This is a genomic window from Methanosarcina barkeri 3 (assembly GCF_000970305.1).
Lineage (GTDB): Archaea > Halobacteriota > Methanosarcinia > Methanosarcinales > Methanosarcinaceae > Methanosarcina > Methanosarcina barkeri_A.
Genome location: NZ_CP009517.1, coordinates 1,338,429 through 1,357,532 on the forward strand (window position 1 = coordinate 1,338,429; position 19,104 = coordinate 1,357,532).

15 protein-coding genes are annotated in these 19,104 nt (G+C 38.8%); 9 read left to right on the top strand and 6 right to left on the bottom strand.

The features are described from left to right. Positions 1–1,337 precede the first annotated feature (1,337 nt). The 4 genes from MSBR3_RS05395 (at position 1,338) to MSBR3_RS05410 (ending at position 6,432) form a co-directional block, all read left to right on the top strand. Complete coding sequence (locus MSBR3_RS05395) at positions 1,338–2,945, top strand: M20/M25/M40 family metallo-hydrolase (protein ID WP_048106964.1); 1,608 nt, start codon at positions 1,338–1,340, stop codon at positions 2,943–2,945. 108 nt (positions 2,946–3,053) lie between these two features. Then, positions 3,054–4,460 (top strand): glutamate decarboxylase, encoded by a 1,407-nt coding sequence (locus MSBR3_RS05400; protein ID WP_048106966.1) that lies wholly within the window; start codon positions 3,054–3,056, stop codon positions 4,458–4,460. 75 nt (positions 4,461–4,535) lie between these two features. Then, positions 4,536–4,745: a hypothetical protein gene (locus MSBR3_RS05405; RefSeq protein ID WP_048106968.1), complete on the top strand. Its 210-nt coding sequence runs from the start codon at positions 4,536–4,538 to the stop codon at positions 4,743–4,745. 142 nt (positions 4,746–4,887) lie between these two features. Next, positions 4,888–6,432: an aminotransferase class V-fold PLP-dependent enzyme gene (locus MSBR3_RS05410; RefSeq protein WP_052723293.1), complete on the top strand. Its 1,545-nt coding sequence runs from the start codon at positions 4,888–4,890 to the stop codon at positions 6,430–6,432. 259 nt (positions 6,433–6,691) lie between these two features. Here the strand turns inward: MSBR3_RS05410 and MSBR3_RS05415 are convergent, their stop codons facing one another. Further along, a complete protein-coding gene (locus MSBR3_RS05415; protein WP_230627840.1) occupies positions 6,692–7,363 on the bottom strand; it encodes a formylglycine-generating enzyme family protein in 672 nt (223 codons plus the stop codon). Positions 7,364–8,009: 646 nt separating this feature from the next. On the opposite strand from MSBR3_RS05415, the gene MSBR3_RS05420 reads away from it, so the two are divergent. The 3 genes from MSBR3_RS05420 (at position 8,010) to MSBR3_RS20035 (ending at position 10,079) form a co-directional block, all read left to right on the top strand. Then, positions 8,010–8,807 (top strand): helix-turn-helix transcriptional regulator, encoded by a 798-nt coding sequence (locus MSBR3_RS05420; protein ID WP_048106973.1) that lies wholly within the window; start codon positions 8,010–8,012, stop codon positions 8,805–8,807. A gap of 472 nt (positions 8,808–9,279) precedes the next feature. Next, entirely contained in the window at positions 9,280–9,906 is a 627-nt protein-coding gene (locus tag MSBR3_RS05425; protein WP_048106975.1) for a restriction endonuclease, read from the top strand. Beyond that, complete coding sequence (locus tag MSBR3_RS20035) at positions 9,903–10,079, top strand: hypothetical protein (protein ID WP_155396732.1); 177 nt, start codon at positions 9,903–9,905, stop codon at positions 10,077–10,079. The genes MSBR3_RS05425 and MSBR3_RS20035 overlap by 4 nt, the downstream gene beginning before the upstream one ends. Positions 10,080–10,201: 122 nt before the next feature. Here MSBR3_RS20035 and pheT read toward each other — a convergent pair whose 3' ends face one another. After that, positions 10,202–11,830 (bottom strand): phenylalanine--tRNA ligase subunit beta, encoded by a 1,629-nt coding sequence (gene pheT, locus MSBR3_RS05430; RefSeq protein WP_048106976.1) that lies wholly within the window; start codon positions 11,828–11,830, stop codon positions 10,202–10,204. Positions 11,831–12,638: 808 nt separating this feature from the next. Between pheT and MSBR3_RS05435 the strand changes: the two genes are divergently transcribed. Together MSBR3_RS05435 and rnhB are read left to right on the top strand one after the other, a co-directional pair. Then, positions 12,639–13,658, top strand: coding sequence for a class I SAM-dependent methyltransferase (locus MSBR3_RS05435; protein ID WP_052723294.1), 1,020 nt, complete (start codon positions 12,639–12,641; stop codon positions 13,656–13,658). Positions 13,659–14,096: 438 nt separating this feature from the next. Continuing rightward, complete coding sequence (gene rnhB / locus MSBR3_RS05440) at positions 14,097–14,768, top strand: ribonuclease HII (protein WP_048106977.1); 672 nt, start codon at positions 14,097–14,099, stop codon at positions 14,766–14,768. Between the two features lie 365 nt (positions 14,769–15,133). On the opposite strand, the gene MSBR3_RS05445 is transcribed toward rnhB, so the two are convergent. The 4 genes from MSBR3_RS05445 to MSBR3_RS05460 form a co-directional block, all read right to left on the bottom strand. After that, positions 15,134–16,174: a right-handed parallel beta-helix repeat-containing protein gene (locus MSBR3_RS05445; protein WP_048106978.1), complete on the bottom strand. Its 1,041-nt coding sequence runs from the start codon at positions 16,172–16,174 to the stop codon at positions 15,134–15,136. A gap of 626 nt (positions 16,175–16,800) precedes the next feature. Next, positions 16,801–17,499 carry a phosphoribosylformylglycinamidine synthase subunit PurQ gene (gene purQ / locus MSBR3_RS05450; protein WP_048106979.1) on the bottom strand — a complete coding sequence of 233 codons (699 nt, stop codon included), beginning with the start codon at positions 17,497–17,499 and terminating at the stop codon, positions 16,801–16,803. Between the two features lie 64 nt (positions 17,500–17,563). Continuing rightward, the gene (gene purS, locus MSBR3_RS05455; RefSeq protein WP_048106981.1) at positions 17,564–17,815 is read right to left on the bottom strand and encodes a phosphoribosylformylglycinamidine synthase subunit PurS; all 252 of its coding nucleotides are present in this window, start codon (positions 17,813–17,815) and stop codon (positions 17,564–17,566) included. An 806-nt stretch (positions 17,816–18,621) separates the two neighbouring features. Then, complete coding sequence (locus tag MSBR3_RS05460) at positions 18,622–18,903, bottom strand: MarR family transcriptional regulator (protein ID WP_048106983.1); 282 nt, start codon at positions 18,901–18,903, stop codon at positions 18,622–18,624. Positions 18,904–19,104: the final 201 nt, after the last annotated feature.

The window sequence follows — 19,104 nt, forward strand, 5'->3', positions numbered from 1 at the left end:
GAATACATTGTTTAAAAATTTTTTTATCGTAGTTGCAAACATCATTCTAGAGTCCGCAGTTGCACTGGACAGTCTTAACCAAGTAATTTAATCAACGATATTGCATGAATTCATTCTGACCTCTAATAAGGAATACTATTCATGTCTCTGATTCTGAAGCTGTCTTCTTTATTCTTTTTAGATTAGTTCCACGGCATATTTCGGACTTTTTCCAGAGTTGAACTGAGGAAGACCCCTTTTCACATTACATTTTTCGCACAGTCTTCACAGACTACCTGGATTTTACAAGCAAAGCACACCTTCCATTCTGTAAACATTTTCCTAAATTTGTCAACAATTTATTTAAATCAAGTCATGTAACTTTTTGTCAACTGTTCTCATCAAATTTGTTTAAAATTGCTTAAAAGTAGTCTCCTAAATAGTTATCTCATGTATGTAAAACGAAATCTACAATAGGTAATATAAAGTAGCAAGAATGATATCAAAGGTATTAAATAGTAGTTTGTAGTATAGTTAAGTGTCTCTACCAAACAGACACAAATAGCATAACAAAGTGTCTCTCCGAACAGACACGAAATCTAAATCGCCTCCTAGATTGTCGAAAGCACCTGGATTTCTTTTTGCCCCTGTCTGCGAAGAAAAACAGACAGGGGTCAGGGTGCTGAAAAAAGAGAAATTGAATTTGAGGCGTTTTACCTGTCCATAAGCCAGGAATATATTCTTTGCGTACTGTTTCTTTGTTAGATAGAAACACTCAAGTTCAAGTATTCTTTTTAATGACGCATTTTTTATGTTTTTCTGCATATAAATTTTCAATTGTCCAGTTATGTATACTGAGTTGAAACTATGCCATATTAAATTGTTTTCACGATCAGTAACCTTATATTTGACTCTATAACTTGGACAGAAACCAGAGGTTTAAATTCTCTGAAGTCTGATTAAAGCTTTTGATCAAATTTCTTTTACTAAATTTCCCTTTTTAGAATGAAGTTATTAGTGATTAATAAAGGAGGAAAGTATTTTATACTCGGTCAAACGTTTTTAATAATACTTACAAGGTTCTTATTAAGAACTTACGTAAATAATACTGAAATAAAAACAGCAGAGAAATAGAAAATGTTCTCATAGAAAATGCTCTCAAAAAATAAAACAATGCTGTTTGTTCAATTGGATAACATATCAGGGGAATCATTATCCATAAACAATTACGTAAAAGTTCTGAACTATTTTTCTTTCCGGATTAAAGAAAATCAAATGCAGGTTTCTTTGAGATGTACTTCTGAATGATCAATACAGCAAAAGAGCTTATGTGATAAATATTCAGGAGTTAGATCTACATGCCAGGAACCGAAGTAGCAAGTGAACTTTTACTTATAAGTAAGACAGAGGAACCTGAACTCAAAATACTTGACGACTTTTTTGAGCCAAAGGCAGTACATGACCATTTTATGGAACTAACAACACGATACCACCCGTCTGGTGAGGAGAATCAAGTTCGTGAGTATGTTATAGAATGTGCCAGAAAGATAGAAGGTGTAGAAGTCATCCATTACGATTCAGAAGCTAAAGATCCCGGAGAAAGAGTGATTGTCCTTCGTAGAAAGGGCTCAGGGGATCATATCAGTGATCCTTATGTCACTCTACAGGCGCACATGGATATGGTATGTTCTCCTGACAAGAATATTTTTCCATTAAAAGTTTTTGGTTATCTTGATAACGAAGGTGCAAAATGGATAAAAGCCGGAGATACTGACAGCATTACTGACCCAAAAAAAGGTACTACCCTGGGTGCAGACGATGGAATTGGAGTAGCAACTATCCTTGCCATTCTGGAGGATAATGATCTCAAAGACTACCCAATTGAGTGTTTTTTTACTGTCCAGGAAGAAACCGACATGGGGGGAGCTGCAAACTTTGATAAAAGCCTCCTGATCGGTAGAAAGTACATAAATGTTGATGCTGAAGTTGTAGATACTATTATTTACGGCAGTGCAGGAGGGTGCAATGTCCGGTATGAAGGAAACCTTGCTTTATCAAGTGTTCCATGTGGCTATACCAATCTGAAATTATCGATTTCAGGGCTTCTTGGAGGACATTCCGGAATCAATATCAATAGTGGAAGGCTCAATGCGATCAAGGTCCTCACTGAAATTCTCATTCGATTTAATAAGCGGCTCACAAATCTTGATGTTGAAGGTGAGGGTATTAAAAGTTATGACCTGCGTCTTATTTCATTGCAAAGGGACGAAGATCCGATCTCAAACAAAATTCCAAGCTGTGCCAGCGCCATAATAGCTATTCCTGGTGGCGATAAGGAAGAATTTGTAAATGATTTCACAGCTTACTGCGAAGCTTTAAAAGTACAGTCTCAGCCAGAGGAGAACTTAGTTTATGAGATTAAAGAAATAACTCAAAACTCTCTTGATGAAGCATCGACAGATTCACTTCTGTGCTTACTTCAGCAGATACCCCACGGAGTCATCCACATGATTCCGGGAAAAACTAGTTTGGTAGAGACCTCAAGCAACCTGGCAAATATCGCCCTGCAAAATATGATTATCAACGCTTCAAATCGCAGCTCGGATGCAAATTCAATGAACGCCCTAATTCAAATGCAAAAATCAATAGGTGAACTCTTCAAGTACTCGGTAGGGACAAGTGATTCCTATCCTCCATGGGAACCAACTAAGTCAGAATTACTTGATAAAGCACAGAATGTGTACAAAGAGATATATCATAAAGAAGACGCAGCCACCGTAATCCATGCAGGCCTTGAATGTAGTTATGTTGTGCAAAAATATGATGGTAAAATAGACTGTGTTTCTATAGGGCCTACTATATTGAACCCTCATACCGGGAGTGAATGCCTTAAGGCAGACACGGTGGGAACTTTCTATAACGCAGTAACCAGTCTTATCCAGGAACTTTTTCAGAAAAATGCATAATATATTAATTGGAAGCATAAGCCCGCATCCAATTTTTTTCTTTTTATTATTCAAAGTAAGCTGGGTAAGGCAAATTAATTTTGTAACTCTATATGAGGGGTTAAAATTATGATTTCTAGAAAAGTAAACCTGGAAGCTCTGGATGAGTCCAAAAAGTATCGTGTCGGTGCATACAGTGCCAGATATATCGCAAAGGTCAAAGAAAAAGGAATTCCAAAATATGAGTTCCCTGAAGAAGGAATGAGTCCGAGAGCTGCTTATCAACTGGTGCATGACGAGCAGAGTCTCGACGGTAATCCCTTCCTGAACCTGGCAAGTTTTGTTAACACATGGATGGAACCGGAAGCAGACAAGCTTGTCATGGAAAATATCAATAAAAATATCATAGATATTTTTGAGTATCCTCAAACTGACAAAGTTATTCACAGGAATATTGTGAATATGCTTGGGCGTCTTTTTAATGGGCATCATACCGAATTCATGGGCACTGCAACAGCAGGATCCTCTGAAGCCATAATGCTGGGTTTGCTGGCTCACAAATGGAGCTGGAAAAACTCAGGACGAGGCACAGGCAAGCCAAACATAATTTTCGGAAACGACGCTCACGTTTGCTGGGATAAGTTTGCCAAATACTTTGACGTTGAGGCTAGAAAAATTCCTATAGACAAAGATGTACGTACAATTACGGCAGATGCTGTCTCAAAGAAGATTGACGAGAACACAATTTGTGTTGGTTGCGTTCTGGGAACAACTTTTACAGGAGAAATCGATCCTGTAAAGGACATTAACGATTTGCTTCTGAAATACAGGAAAGAAAAAGGCTGGGACATACCAATCCACATAGACGCTGCAAGTGGCGGCTTCATATTGCCATTTACTGAGCCTGATTTTAAGTGGGACTTCAGGCTGGAAAGAGTAAAATCGATAAACGTTTCAGGACATAAGTACGGATTGACTTATCCTGGCCTCGGCTGGCTGATTTTCCGTGACGAAACTGACCTTCCTGAAGAGTTGATTTTCCATGTAAACTACCTTGGAGAAATGGAAGACTCTTACACTCTTAACTTTTCAGGAGGCAGTGCAATGGTTGTGGCCCAATATTATAATGTTTTAAGATTCGGAAGAGCTGGCTACACCGGAATAATGAAGAACATCCTTGAGGTTTCCCAGGACCTTGCCAGGAAAGTTAACAACTTGGGCCGTTTCGAAATGCTGAACAAAGGAGAAAGGCTTCCTATAATTGCTTTCAAACAAAAAAAGGAAACTGGTTATTCCCTGCAGCAGCTCTCATATAAACTGAGAGAGAAAGGCTGGATAATTCCCGCCTACTGTCTTCCGGAAAATGCGGCAGATATCGAGATAATGCGTATTGTCGTAAGAGAAAATTTCACTTTGGACATGGCAGCAATTCTTGTCAAAGATATTGAAAATGCATGTCAGTTTTTTGAAAATGGTAACAAATCCGGAACAAAAAAATCCTGTCCATCTGAAAATGACATGGCTCATATTTGCTGAAAATTCAGCCAGATATTTCCAGGTTTTGGGCATGAGATTCACGGAATCGAGGTTAATGAGGAATATATTTTCTGGATGCGCTGTGTGAAGAAAGAAATCAGGGAAACTGAAGAAATAATCAAGGAAACTGAAGAAATAATCAAGGAAACTGAAGAAATAATCAAGGAAACTGAAGAAATAATCAGGGAAAAGAAAGAAAAGAGAACTTTTACTTCTACTCTGATCCACAGGCAAATGACCCGTCCGCGTTCGGCTATGAGATCATTCAAAAAGGGCCGCTCCTGATTGGTAAAGAAAAGGATTAAAGGGGAGCTGAAAACTGTAAAGACGGCTGGAAAGCTGTAAAGAAATCTGAAACATGTAAAGAAATCTGAAACATGTAAAGAAAGCTAAAAATTTTGAATTTTAATGACTTTTTGGAGGATAAATGAATGCAATAGAAAAAGATCTAGAAGTTAACTCCGATTTCAGTCCGGAAAAAATGAATAGCTCTTTTGCGGAATTCAAGCAAAATTATCCGGAATTTGAGACAACACACATTCTCGATGAGCTGAGGGAACTTGAGTACGCACGCCTGGACTGGCAGGACCAGATCTATCTGGATTATACTGGTGGAGGGCTATATGCTAATAGTCAGCTTATCAAACATATGGAACTGCTCCAGTGTAATGTTTTTGGAAATCCTCACTCGGAAAACCTTACTTCAATGGCTATGACAAAACTTGTGGAGCGGGCCAGAGACAAAATATTAAGCTTTTTTAATGCGTCTTCGGATGAATATATAGTTATTTTTACTCCCAATGCAACAGGTGCCCTCAGGCTGATAGGAGAAGCCTATCCGTTTGAGAAAGGATGCCAGTTTTTGCTGACCGTAGATAACCATAATTCAGTTAATGGAATTAGAGTTTTTGCAGAAAGTAAAGGAGCTTCCGTAAATTACATTCCTGTGAAACCTTCCGAGCTGAGAGTGGACGAAGAAAAGCTAGAGATTTATCTTGGTAAAGCCAAACCTAAGGAAAATAACCTGTTTGCTTATCCTGCCCAATCCAATTTTTCGGGAGTACAGCATCCTCTGGACTGGATTGAGAAAGCCAGGAAAAAAGGCTGGGACATCTTGCTGGATTGTGCTGCTTTCGTACCTACTAACCGCCTTGACTTGAGCCAGTGGAATCCTGATTTTATCCCAATCTCATTTTACAAGATGTTTGGCTACCCTACCGGTCTTGGCTGTCTCCTTGCTCGAAAGGCTGCTTTGAATAAACTGAAAAGGCCCTGGTTTTCCGGAGGTACCATTAGCATAGTTTCTGTCCAGAAAGAAAACTGGTATTGTCTGCAACAGGGCGATGAAGCCTTTGAAGCCTTTGAAGACGGAACTATCAATTATCTAAGCGTACCTGCTATTGAAATAGGACTGAAATACATAGAACGGATTGGAGTGGATATTATTCATAAAAGAGTTATGTGCCTTACAGGCTGGCTGCTGGATAATATGCAGGCTCTGAAATATCCCAATGGCCAGATTTTTGTAAAAATTCATGGGCCGTCCGATCTCGAGAAACGGGGAGGAACGATTGCTTTTAATCTCTATCATGCAGACGGAACACCTTTTGATTGCCAGGTGGTACAGGATGCAGCAAATAAGGCAAAGATTTCTTTACGAACCGGCTGCTTCTGCAATCCTGGAGACGGTGAAGTAAGCCATAATATCACCAGAAATGAAATGGCTTCATGTTTTGAGAATCTGAAGCCTTCTAGCAAGTATCCTTACGGCTCGGACTGCAAGAACCATGAGTCCTGTCTTGCCGTAAAAACTAAAATGGCAAGCATACGTGTATCACTTGGCCTTGTAACAAACTTCTCAGATGTCTACTTATTTATGAACTTCCTCCACGGACTGCTGTGTGAGCCCGAAATCCAAGTTTCCAAAGCAGAAAAAGTAAAACGCAGAGCGTTCCTGAATAAAGGGCCATAAATAAGAAGGGTAAGATAAATTCATCCCGGGTTCTGGTATCAAACCTTTTCAAAAAAGGCTTGAGCGAAAACAAGTTCTAAATCTAAAATACCGTGATTGCTTGATAAACCGGCGCAACGGTTTCGACTCAACGGTTGTGTTTGGATTTGGAAGTCTTATCCCCTAACCCTATCGGCGTGATAAACCGGCGCAACGGTTTCGGGTCAACGGTTGTTCCAAATCAAAGTTGAGCTGGAGAATCCTGATCCGGGAGATGATTTCACTGGAATTGGACTTCCTTAACCACCCTGAATCCCAGGCTATTTAATTTTTTATCCTGGGCTGCAAAAAGTCTTTCAGCCGACCGGCAGCAGCCTGCGTTTCCATTCCAGCCTCCACCTCTCCTTATCCTTACTGGAGTGGATACGCTTGGGAAAGGATTTTCCCAGGCCCTTCCGTCCGTCGGGGCATCTTTATAACTTATATGGTACTCGTCCTGTACCCATTCCCCTGCATTTCCATAAATATCGTGAAGTCCCCAGGGGTTTGGCTTTTTCAGGCCGACCGGATGTGTTTCAAACCCGGAATTCTCCAGAAACCAGGCATATTCCGTAAGTTTCGATTCGTCATCTCCAAAAAAATAAGCGGTTTCGGTTCCTGCCCTGGCTGCATATTCCCATTCGGCTTCAGTTGGAAGGCGGTAGATTCGTGAAGTTCCATCGGCACTTTCCAGAGCATTGAGTTTTCGGAAAAAGACCTGAATCTCATTCCAGGAAACGTTCTCAACCGGGTGCTTTTCGCCCTTGAAATACGCAGGATTATTCCTCATGACTTTATGCCATTGCTCCTGTGTGACCGGGTACCTGCCAATGTGAAAAGGTTTTTTGATTGTTACTTTATGCACAGGGCTTTCCCAGAGCTTCCTCCGTTTTTCACGCATTGGAGAGCCCATATTAAATTCTCCGGCAGGAATTAGAATGAACTCCATTCCAACAGAGTTAATTGTTAGACTACCGGATAAACTCTTGATTGAGTTATTTATCGAGTTGTTCATTGAGTTACTGACGGGATTGTCAATTGATTTATTTAGCGGGTCATCTCGTGAGTTATTTAATGAGTTATTTAGCGAGTTATTTAGTGATTTATTCAGCGAGTCATTCATTGAGTTACCTACTATTACTTGGTTATTTATTGAGTCATTCAGTGAGGTTCAGTGAGGTACGGATCGTTTTGTCCATTGGTTTTTTCACCGGAACACTAATAACGGTGGATTGAATTACTGATTAAGCTATCAACTAAATTGCCAGATCTAAGAAGTTCAATTTCTTCTGAACCTTTACATTGTAAAGAGAATTTTTTGAGGAGTAAGTGTTCTCACCACGTTGATTTAATAACCAAAAATATATTCCAAAAACCAGGAATATACCATAAGATTTATCTTTTTTGTTGTTACTGCTTCTTGAACCAATAAAACTGCACTAATCAAACCCTGTGTACAAAGCAAAACGGGATAAAATAGCTAAAACCAAGAGCCTATAATCAAAAAGTTTTTATGACATTGGTATAGAGGCAAAGGTAGAGACAGGAAGTGAGCAAAAATGAAATACTGCCTCCTTAACCTGATTCTTTTTTCGGGCAGAAGAAAAGAGATTCTATTACTCCTTAAAGAAAAACCAAGAGATATTGATGAGATAAAAGAATTACTTAACGTAAACGCCAATTCGATCCAGCTTCATATGAAGAAAATAAAAGAATCTGGCCTGATAACTCAAAAAAACAAAATCTACAGTTTATCTGAGATTGGAGAGACAATAGTTGAAAATATGCAACCTATGCTCAGCATGGCTGAACTTTTAGGAGAAAATACCGAATACTGGATGAGCCACGACTTAAGCTCGATTCCTGAGTTCCTTCTGGAGAGAATCGGCGAACTCGGGCATTGCGAGCTACTGGAACCTGACGCCGAACACCTTTTTGAAACCCCAAAAGTGCTCCGGGATAGTATTCTAAACTCAAGAGAGATCCTGACTTTTGTAACTTATTTTCACCCTCAAGCTCCTTCAATTTATGCAGAGCTTGCGGAGAATGGATCTGAAATTGTGCTCTGTATGACCGAAAGTGTTGCACAGCGTTTATTTTTAAATAATCGTACAGAAGCAGAAAAATTGTCCAGAGCCGACAACTGCAGGCTTTTTATATCACGAGAGCCGGCAACAGTTCCATCCTTGATTGTAACGGATAAGCTCGTTGCATTCAAGCTCTTTGAAACCAATGGAAAGTTAAGGGACCAGCTAGTTTTGTCTTTTGGGGAAAGAGCCCTATGCTGGGGAAAAGAACTTTTCAGGCACTATCTGGAAACAGCCGAACCTCTGAATGAGAAACCGTTCCTTCAGTAGCACCTGGTTAAGACTCTTGTCGACACTGATTCAGAAACCCAGTAACAGATGAAAGAGGTACTTTAAGGAAGCTCTGTCCTCGAAATTAACGTATGTGAATAACTTGGTTATCTTCTGTTATCTGGTTAATCTCTGTTATCTGGTTAATCTCTGTTATCTGGTTAATCTCTGTTATCTGGTTAATCTCTGTTATCTGGTTAATCTCTATTATTTGGTTAATCTCTGTTATCTGGTTAATATTAGTCTCAAATACTCGTTAAGTAGTTTTCAAGTTTTTTGTTTTGGACCTCAGTTCAACTGGACCCGGTTCAACTTGAGCTAACTTGTACTCCTTGCATGAAAACGCAATAATGTCACACTGAATATTTAATTATAGTAATATCAACCTTATAACACCTGAAGACCGTAAATTGGGAATCTAAGTAGAATTTTCTAGAAAAATGCTGAATTTAAAATGAAAAGGAGACTAATTATGAGATTCTGGTTACTCAAAGCTGCAGGTACCCTGGAAGATGAAGAGCTGTTTCTGGAATACAGCGTGATTACAATAGGGTGGGCTGAACTTTCGGATTTGTCAAGTATTAGAAATGAGGCACAGGTAAAGAGAATAATGCTCGAAAAATATCCCGGAATGCAGGACGAGCGTAGTTCTGCCTGGGCAGGAGAGATTTACTCGTTTATCACAAAAATAAAGAAAGGAGACCTCGTGGCAGTCCCACTCAAAACCAGGAACGAGATGCTGATTGGAAAGGTTATCGGAGAATATGAGTATCGGCAGATCAGCGACTTTGTCAGGCATATCAGGAGTGTGAGCTGGCTTAAAACCCTTCTGAAAGAGGATTTCGAGGAAGAATATGATGTTGACCTCAGCTCTCCTGAGACACTTTCCCTTATAGAAGCAGGTTCTGAAAAATTTTCAGATATAACCAAGATTAAATCCCTGGGAGTCCTTCTTGAAGAGCTTAACTTTACCCTTGATGAACTTGGCTCTCTTAAAGAAAGGCTGCTTGAACTTACTTACAGGCTAGCTGAGACTGAAGAGATCTCAGAAGTCCGAGAAATCGCGGCCGAAATGGAGAAAATACTGACAGAAAAGTGAAGGAAAGAACGAGAATAAGAGAAAAAAAGGGGAGAAGGGGAAACAAAAAAAGAGAAGAAGGAGAAGAAAGTAGAAGAGAGGAGAAAAGAAAAAGAAAAAAGAGGGGAGAGAGGAAAAAAGGAAAAAGAGGGGAGAGAGGAGAAAAGAAAAAAGGAAAAAGAGGAAAGGAATGAAAAAAAGGCAGGTAAAAAAGAAGAGGAAAAAAGAGGGGAGAGAGGAGAAAAGAAAGGTAGAAAAGGAGAATGGAAGAAAAAAGAGAAGATTCTCCTCTTAACAGAGAATTTAATTAACAGTATTAACCAATAAGGTCATTGAGGTCAAGTTCAAACCCGACAACTGCGTATCCGAGGGCAAAATTGTTTATGACCTCAGGATGAAGTTCTCCAAAGACTCCGAGTTTTTTGCCTTTTACATAGACATCGGCCCGCCTACCTTCCAGGAATGCGGGATCTTCGGATTCTTTTACCTCGTAGGGAAGCATCATTTCCCTCATCAGAGCGTCTACAACTTCATAGACCTCAGTAAAGTTGGCCTGTGGGTGGATCGAGACTGCAGCTACGTGCTGGCCTGTTATTTCGTTGTTTACGACCTCTCCAAACTCAAAAATCTTTTGAGGCAATTCCCTGTGCTGGTTTAAGGCAAGAATCTCAAGGAGGTTCGGAAGCAGGGTTGTCCTGATCATTGTCTGGTCTTCGCTGATCGGGTGAAGCACATAGGTGATATCATCCGTTTTTTGCCTGCGCATATTCTCGAAGTTAATTTTTTCACTGGTAAGCGTAAACGGCATGACCTCATAGTAGCCGAGCCCTACCATTATCTCGTTCACAGGAGCGCGAAGCAAAGAAATCGGGTGAGATTTTCCTGGGGTATAAGTTTCAGGGATACTTACTTTGATGTTTTCATACCCATAACCCTTGGCAATATCTTCTACAAGGTCATAGTTATGAAGAATATCGGCCCTGTAAGCCGGGACTTTTACCTCTATGGTTTCTTCATCAAGGGCTTTTGCTCCAAAACGCATTCTCTCAAGCTGTTTAACGATTTCTTCTAAGGAGAGTTCCATACCTAAAAGGTCTTTTACTTCGGTCTTTGTAAGGAACCTGGTCTTCGGTTCAAGATCTGGCAGGATGAGTTCTCCGGAATCGGGTCTGGAAACCTTTACGAATTCTATCTGGCCGCCCCTTTCCGCAAGAGCGGTAACAACGATATTCAGGGCTGTATACACGGCTTCTCCAAGTCCGGTAACATCAATAAAGAGGTCGGTTGTGCTCTCGGTCACACTTGTAAGTGTCCCGTTAATGATAGGCGGGAAGGACAGCACATTATCATCTGAGTCCAGGATTAGAGGGTATTTTTCAAAGTCCTTTACAAGATGGGCAAACCTCGTGCCTTTTGGGTGTTTTTCCAGGATCTCGGTCATACTCATTTTATCGGTGTAGTCCAGAGGCACGAACTCGAAACTCGGATCGACAGCCATATACCTGAAAGGCGGCTTAACGTTTGAGAGGTCATGTACGCCTATGGACACTTTTTTTCTGTTTCTTCCAAGCCCCCAGTGCAGGTCTTCCTGAAGGTCCATAAGGGATTTTATGGAAGAGGATGTGAATTTTACGCCCCTTACAACCGCACACCCAAGAAAAGGCCTGATTTTCAGGATCTCCTCACTGACTGAGATGGAAACCCTGGGCGGCTTCACATCATATTCGGACAGTCCGGTCTCAAGGTCAAGAAAACCTCTCATTGCCCTGGCTGCTCCTTCCACACTGTAAAGGTCAGGCCTGTCAGGGAAAAACTCGATATCGATATATTCGGCTTCAACCCTTTCGACATCTGCCCCTATCATTGGCACCCTTTTTATGATGGTCTCCTTATCGGTTCCTGTAAGTTTCTCGAGGTCGTCGTACTGTAAGGTAATTACTGGCATTGGTGGTTCATCTCATCTTTTGCTCGCTAACTTAACCCAAAACATACTCAACTTCAGATTTAATGTTTTTGTTTGAGGCGGTGTTTATAGAACTTCAGTGTAGGTCCTGAAACTCTGGAAAGCCTGCAGGCTGAAAACTCGAATGAGTTCACAAGTATGAGGTCGAATCTATTCCAGATTTCTTCATAAAACAGGACAATAGAATATCTTGTCAACCAGAGTTATGTAGCAGTTCCGTAACTAAAAATAAGTACTTTTTACTTTATAATCCAGATAGGCAATTCTTCCGAAATTCAGGTGTAAATTATCCTTATAGCTAATACTTATTCCAACTATAAAATTAAACATATTTTTGAGCCCACACGCCAGAACCAACTTTGCAGGTCTGAAAATTGTAAGAAATTAACTCGAGATACCTGGAACATCAACTTTCTGGGTATTAATACTGCTGTCTTGACTGTTAGATCAAAACAGTTACTTTTTATACTTTTTAGTTTAATTTAAGATTAAAAGTCCAATATTGTGATATATATTGAAATAAGTTTATACATGTGCTAAAATGTTTTTAATATTATTATAACGAGTCAATAAACTAACCAAGCATAGAGAATAGTGGAATACTTGAATAGGAACTATTCACTTGAGGAACTGTTCACTTGAGGATTTATTCGCTTGATATATGTAGTCAAGTCACAAACACCGTGATTTCAATTTCAGTAATAGACGGCTAAAGAAAGTAATGCTATAATTTTTCAGTTAACTGCAGAGTCTTAAAGCAAGGTAAACGGATGCACTGGGTGAGTTGAGGATGGAACAGACTTTTGACGAATTCCTTGATTATTGCTATAGCAAGATTTTAGGTAGATTTCCTGATAATGAAGGAAGAGAACATTATATCAAATTACTGAATAATGGCATACCGAAACACGAAATCTTAATATCTCTTTTGAATTCTGATGAATATGCTGAACGCGTAAAGTACATTATGAGTCCTACAATCAAATTCGCTCCTCCAGGACATTTTTACTCTCCATTACCAGATCTGGATAATATTTTGAATTTATATCAAAAAATCGACAAATCACGGAACCCGACTGGAATTGAGATTAATGGTGATAGGCAGATAGAATTACTAAAAAAGTTTCAAAAATATATTTCCGTAATCCCATTTGGGGATGGTTTCAAGCAGAATAATACCAGATACTTTTTTAACGGCAATGAATGGTATAGTTACGGTGATGCAATCGTTTTATTTTGCATGATCAATTACTTTAAACCAGAACGACTTATCGAAGTAGGATCAGGTTATTCATCACTTGTTACTCTGGACACCTGCGAATTGTTAAATCTTAAAACCAGAATAACATTTATCGAGCCTTATCCAGATCTGATTTTAAGTATATTGTCTGACCGAGACGACCCTGAAAATCTTCTTTTAAGAAAAAAGGTTCAAACAGTGAATATATCTCTTTTTGAAGATCTGAACAGCGGAGACATTCTATTTATAGATAGCTCACATGTTGTGAAGTTCGGGAGCGATGTTCTTTTTATTCTTACCGAAGTACTTCCACGTCTGAAACCCGGTGTGATTATCCATTTTCACGATATCTTCTGGCCGTTTGAATATCCTCTTGAATGGCTGGAACAGGGTTTTGCATGGAATGAGGCATACTTTTTAAAAACATTGCTTATAAATAATAAAAATTATGAAATATTATATTTTAATGATTATATGGGACAAATGTATCATAATCTGGTTAAGGAATATATGCCGCTCGCATTGAAAAATTTTGGTTGCGGAATCTGGTTAAAGAAACTCGAGTCTTAATCTTCTTTAAGTCTTAATCTTCTTTAAGTCTTAATCTTCTTTGGGTCTTAATCTTCTGTTGTTTGGATAAGTATGTAACGCAGCAATTTATATAAATTGTTGACAGTTTTAGTTTTGAGTTGAACCTTGAAGACCTGAAGGGACTTTACTAAGATTGATATCTCTTCAGGCTGTCTCAAAACTACATTTAATTATACCAATGGGTTAGAAAATTCAACTTCAAAGTAAGTATATACGTTTCAGAATAATTTACGGTAAATACTTTTAACAGTCGATAATATTAATTACTCAATTTAGAAACGAGTTAAGTTTCGAACCTGTGAACACTTTTGTAAATGAATTCTCATTTTTCACAGGTTTTGTAGAGTAAACTATACCTTTACCTACCTTTATAAATAGTAAAAGTTCTCTTCCTTCAAATAAGGAGACAGCCGAAAAATGATGATCGCAGGAATTGATGAAGCCGGAAAAGGTCCCGTAATCGGGCCCATGTGCATAGGAGGCGTAATAATTGAGGAATCCAGAGCCCATGTCCTCAAAGTGCTCGGGGTTGCGGACTCCAAGAAACTGACGCCAAAAAAGCGAGAACAGCTTTCATCCCAGATTAAAAAACACGCAGCCGGCTTTTTTATTCTTGAGGTCAGTCCTTCCCAGATTGACGAGCTTCGGAAGATTATGACAATGAACGAAATCATGGTAGTCTGTTTTTCAAAAGTACTTGAACAGCTAAAGCCTGACATCGTATATGTCGATGCCGCTGATGTCAACGCCGAACGTTTTGCGGTCAATCTCCGCAGGCAGTACGCAAAAACCAGCCCTGACCACGCAAAGGAAATAGAGATAGTTTCCATGCATCAGGCCGATGCTATTTATCCCACAGTCTCGGCAGCTTCTATTATTGCAAAGGTGCACAGGGATGAGCTGATAGAAGAACTCAAGAAAGAATGGGGTCTCGACTTTGGAAGCGGTTACCCCTCAGACCCGAAGACAAAAGAGTTCCTGTTAAACTGGGGAAAAGAGCATTCAGGAGAGTTTCCCGGAATAGTCAGGCAGTCCTGGCAGACTGTAGAAAATATCAGGGAAGAACTGAAAAAAACCGAACTGAAATAAGTGTCGAGAAACTACAAAGAAGAGCTGAAAATAGAAAGATTACAGAGAGTACTCTTAAAGACATCACTTTATGAAGAGAATAAGTTAAAAGAAAAAAATCAAAGTGAGAAACATTGAAAAGAAAAAATCAAAGTGGAGAACGTTAAAAAAGGAAAGTAAAAGTAAAATATATTAAAAAGAGAAAATAAAAGTAAAACGTATTAAAAAGAGATAATTAAAATAAAAAAATATTGAAAAAAGATGTTCAAAGTGAAAAAATATTAAAGGGAAAAAAGTCGTTTTTTTTAAGATCCTACCAGCAAAATTTAGCACATCTCTTTACTGGATCACTCTTTAAGATCTCCTATGTAATTACTACTTATATTTCATTGGTTACCTGATTGTTGATCACCTGAGGAAACGTTATTTGCCAGAGGCATGTAATCTATGCTTCCTGTTGTCTGGTTAACAACATAAGGAGTGTCACCTATACCGTTTCCATCAGCATCCGTCCCATTATAATCATTCCACTTATTGCCTGCTGAACTGCTGTTCCAGGAGTTCGTTCCTTCATCCACGGCATTGATGAAATTGAAGAACTTATTGAGGGAAATATTATTACCGGTAGGTCCTCCAAGGTACATTCCAAGACCATTCATGTACAGGCTGTTATTGGTCAGAACATTAGATTCTGCCATATTCTCAAAGACTACTCCATAACTGTTTCTTGAAATGGAGTTGTCTGCAAGCCTATTAGTTTTTGAAGTGGCAAGGCGAATTCCTACATCGTTTGATTCTGCAGTGTTATTCATGAGAGTGTTATTAGTAGAATTATCCAGCCGGATTCCCTCGTCATTTGCCTCTACCAAGTTGTTTGACAACTTATTTTCGTTTGATCCTGAGAGAATGATTCCGGCAGAGCCAAGGGTTATCTTATTATTGTCAAGGAAATTTCTTTGGGAATTATTGAGGCCGATGCCAACATCATTCAACATCAGGGTATTGTTACTTAAGGTACAGTTCTGCACACCTTCAAGTAAAAGCCCCACTTCCTGATAAGCATCAATCCCCGATGGACCTCCCATAATATGGAAACCGGTTATTTTCACGTTATTTGATTTAATACTGAAGACGTCATTTGAAGGAACTGCGCCTATTACATAGGTACGGTTCGTCCTGTCGCCAGAAATATCAGTTTTCGAGACAATTGTAACTTCTTTAGTCACATTTACATTTTCTATGTATATGCCAGGGCTTACAATAATTGTATCCCCATTCTGTGCATTATTAACAGCTTCCTGAATAAAAGTATAATTTTCTCCCCCGCCAACGCCTACGGTAAAGTCCGCAGCTTCTGCCTGAGTAACTGTTGCCCCAAGTACAAGGAGGAAAATTACGCAAATATTTTGGATCGACTTTCTTTTCATAAATCATTACCCCCATTAATTATAAATTATATATACAGAAAGACAATTATTGTTTTTATAATAACTCGTATGAATAATAATTTTAGATAATAAAAAGATTTTGAAATATATTTTCTGAAAAATAAGCCTGAACTTATTTTTATCTGTATACTTAATAGATTCATCTGATGCTGGAAATTGAATACTGCCTTAAAAATCTCAGATATTGAGTCCAGCGTGATTGTCTCAGGAAAAAACAGAGGTCATGATAAGGAATTCAGGACAGATAAAAAGAGATTGATCCGAGTTCTAATATATCCATGAAGTCAGATATTCCAAAAAGTGGTTCAGTATAAAGTTTTTAATTATATAGAAGTATTTTACTTATGAAATACAGATGTTTTGAAGTGGGTTTTTAGCAGTTTTTATTTTCGGTAACAGACAAAGGAAATGAAATAGTAAGAGTGGTAAATCAGCGAGATGTCGGAAGCTGACACTTCACTTTCTGGAATAATAAAAAACGGACTCCTGTATAAATTATAAGAAACTCCCTATCCTTGAAATAAATAAAAATAGAAAAATTATAAAAATAGTAAAAGTTCTAAATGAATCAAAAATAATTAAACAAATAAATAAAAACCAACTGATCAGAAATTAGCAGTAATATAATCCACCATAGACTCGAAAACCCGCAGACCATCGTCTGAGCCCAGGATTGACTCGGATGCTCTTTCCGGATGGGGCATGAGACCTAATATATTTCTTGATGTATTCACAATTCCTGCAATATTTTCGAGAGAACCGTTAGGATTGGCTGCATCCGTTACTTTTCCTTTTTCGTCGACATAGCGGAAGACAACTTGCTCGTTTTCATCAAGTTCGGCCAGGGTTTTTTCTTCGGCATAGAACTGACCTTCCATATGGGCGATAGGCAACCTGATAACCTCACCCTTCCTGAACTTCGAGGTAAAAGGTGTATCAACGGTCTCTACCCTGAGATTGGTCCAGTGGCATCGGAACTTCGGATACTCGTTAGTAGTCAGAGCTCCCTCAAGCACCCGAGCTTCAGTAAGAATTTGGAAGCCGTTGCAAATTCCAAGCACAGGCTTGCCTTCTGCTGCGAGTTTTTTTACTGAGTTCATTATTGGAGTGCGAGCTGCAATTGCTCCTGCCCTGAGATAGTCTCCGTAGGAAAAACCCCCGGGAACGACGACCCCGTCAAAACCTGTCAGACCTTCCTGTTTGTACCAGACAGTCTCGGCGTCCACACCCACAACGTCTTTAAGGACATGAAGGACGTCCTGGTCGCAGTTTGTGCCTCCGAACTGAAGTATGGCAATTTTCATTTTATTCCCTCAATTTTCAAAGCTTTGGCTTTTTCTTTACGCCTCAATCACTTATCCACACAACTCAGTTAAGTTCCTTGAGCTCGATTGTGTAATTATGGATAATTGGGTTTGCAATAAGTTTCTGGCACATCTCGTCAACTTTCTGGTTTGCAATTTCGGCAGATTCGGCCTCAAGCATGATTTCATACAACTTTGCGGTCTTTACACTGCTGACCTGGTAGCCAAGTTGTCCGAGAGCCCTTTTTGCGGTAGTGCCTTCAGGGTCAAGCATACCTGCTTTCTGTTCAATTCTAACTGTTGCCTGGTACTGCATTTATAAGCCTCAATTTTAAATTTTGAAATTAACCGAATGTCCCACTTTTCGGGACCCGAATGCGGAATTCAATAAGATAAGTAAATAATTCTCAGTTTGTTCTCAGTTTGAATTAATAAGTATAAAGTATTTGATTCATTTTTGGCGATAATATAAAATGTTTGATTTCCCTAATGTACCATTTCCCTAATGTACCTTTTGTTTATTTTTGGGCGTTAGCTGGTTTTAACTCGACTTACCAGCGCCGATTTCAAGGGAAATAAGGATAAAACATATTTAATCTTATGGGTATCAATTTGTTTTGGCTACCAGCTGGCCGGTACAAAAATAGAGACTTTGATAAATCCTGGATACTTACAGGCTCTCCAAATAACACTGAACTGGCCGTTTCTTGCTCCTTTCCAAAATCCAAAACCCCATGTAAGATCCAAAAATCATCTTAATATCTAAATATTACTCTAAAAATCTAAACCTATTCTAAAAACTAATATTTTTTATCGGCCTATAGGGCAACAAGCCTTAACTTAAAAAGACACCAATGACTACATCAGCTTAAAGTTAAAGGAGAAAAATAGAATTGTTGAAGCTTTGTCTATAGAGTGATAAAGCTAAAGATATAAATTAAAGATAAATTAAAGACATAAACTAAGGATAAAACTAAGGATAAAACTAAGGATAAAAACAAATTACGACTTACGTGAAGGCACTTCAGCCAATTATGGAAGTTTTGTGTGAGTTTTAAGGAGACAAAAATAAAAAAAATAATTTTGGGAAGCTTCAACTTCCCTTGCTTCATATTATTCAACTTAGTTCAGAATCTGATTGATTTTGCTGTAAAAATCTATAATAAGAGTTGTTGCCTCATTATCCATGTTCAGCTGGAAAGTCCGGATTTGCTTACCCAGGGGTTTTTCCTGAACAATGCCTGAAAGAACCAGAGGTGTGATAACCCTTGATACACTGGAATGAGACAGGCCAGTTTCTTCAGCTATCCCTGAAAGATAGGTTGGTTCATTCTGGTTTTCGATCAGATTCTTAAGAACTGTCATCTGTGCGGTTTTTCCAAATATTTTTTCCATTGAATCCATTGATATCATCTCAGAGGTGGCTATTCTCTATAAGTGATTTCCAGTTCCAATAACTGTTGACGGTTAATAAACTTATCTTCTAATTTAATATGTTAGAGATCTGTATAAATACCTTAATATTTTGATATTTTACTATTGAAAATGTCTAATGTCTCTAACTTAGCAAGCGCGTAAGTCGTATATATATTATAACTTTTATCC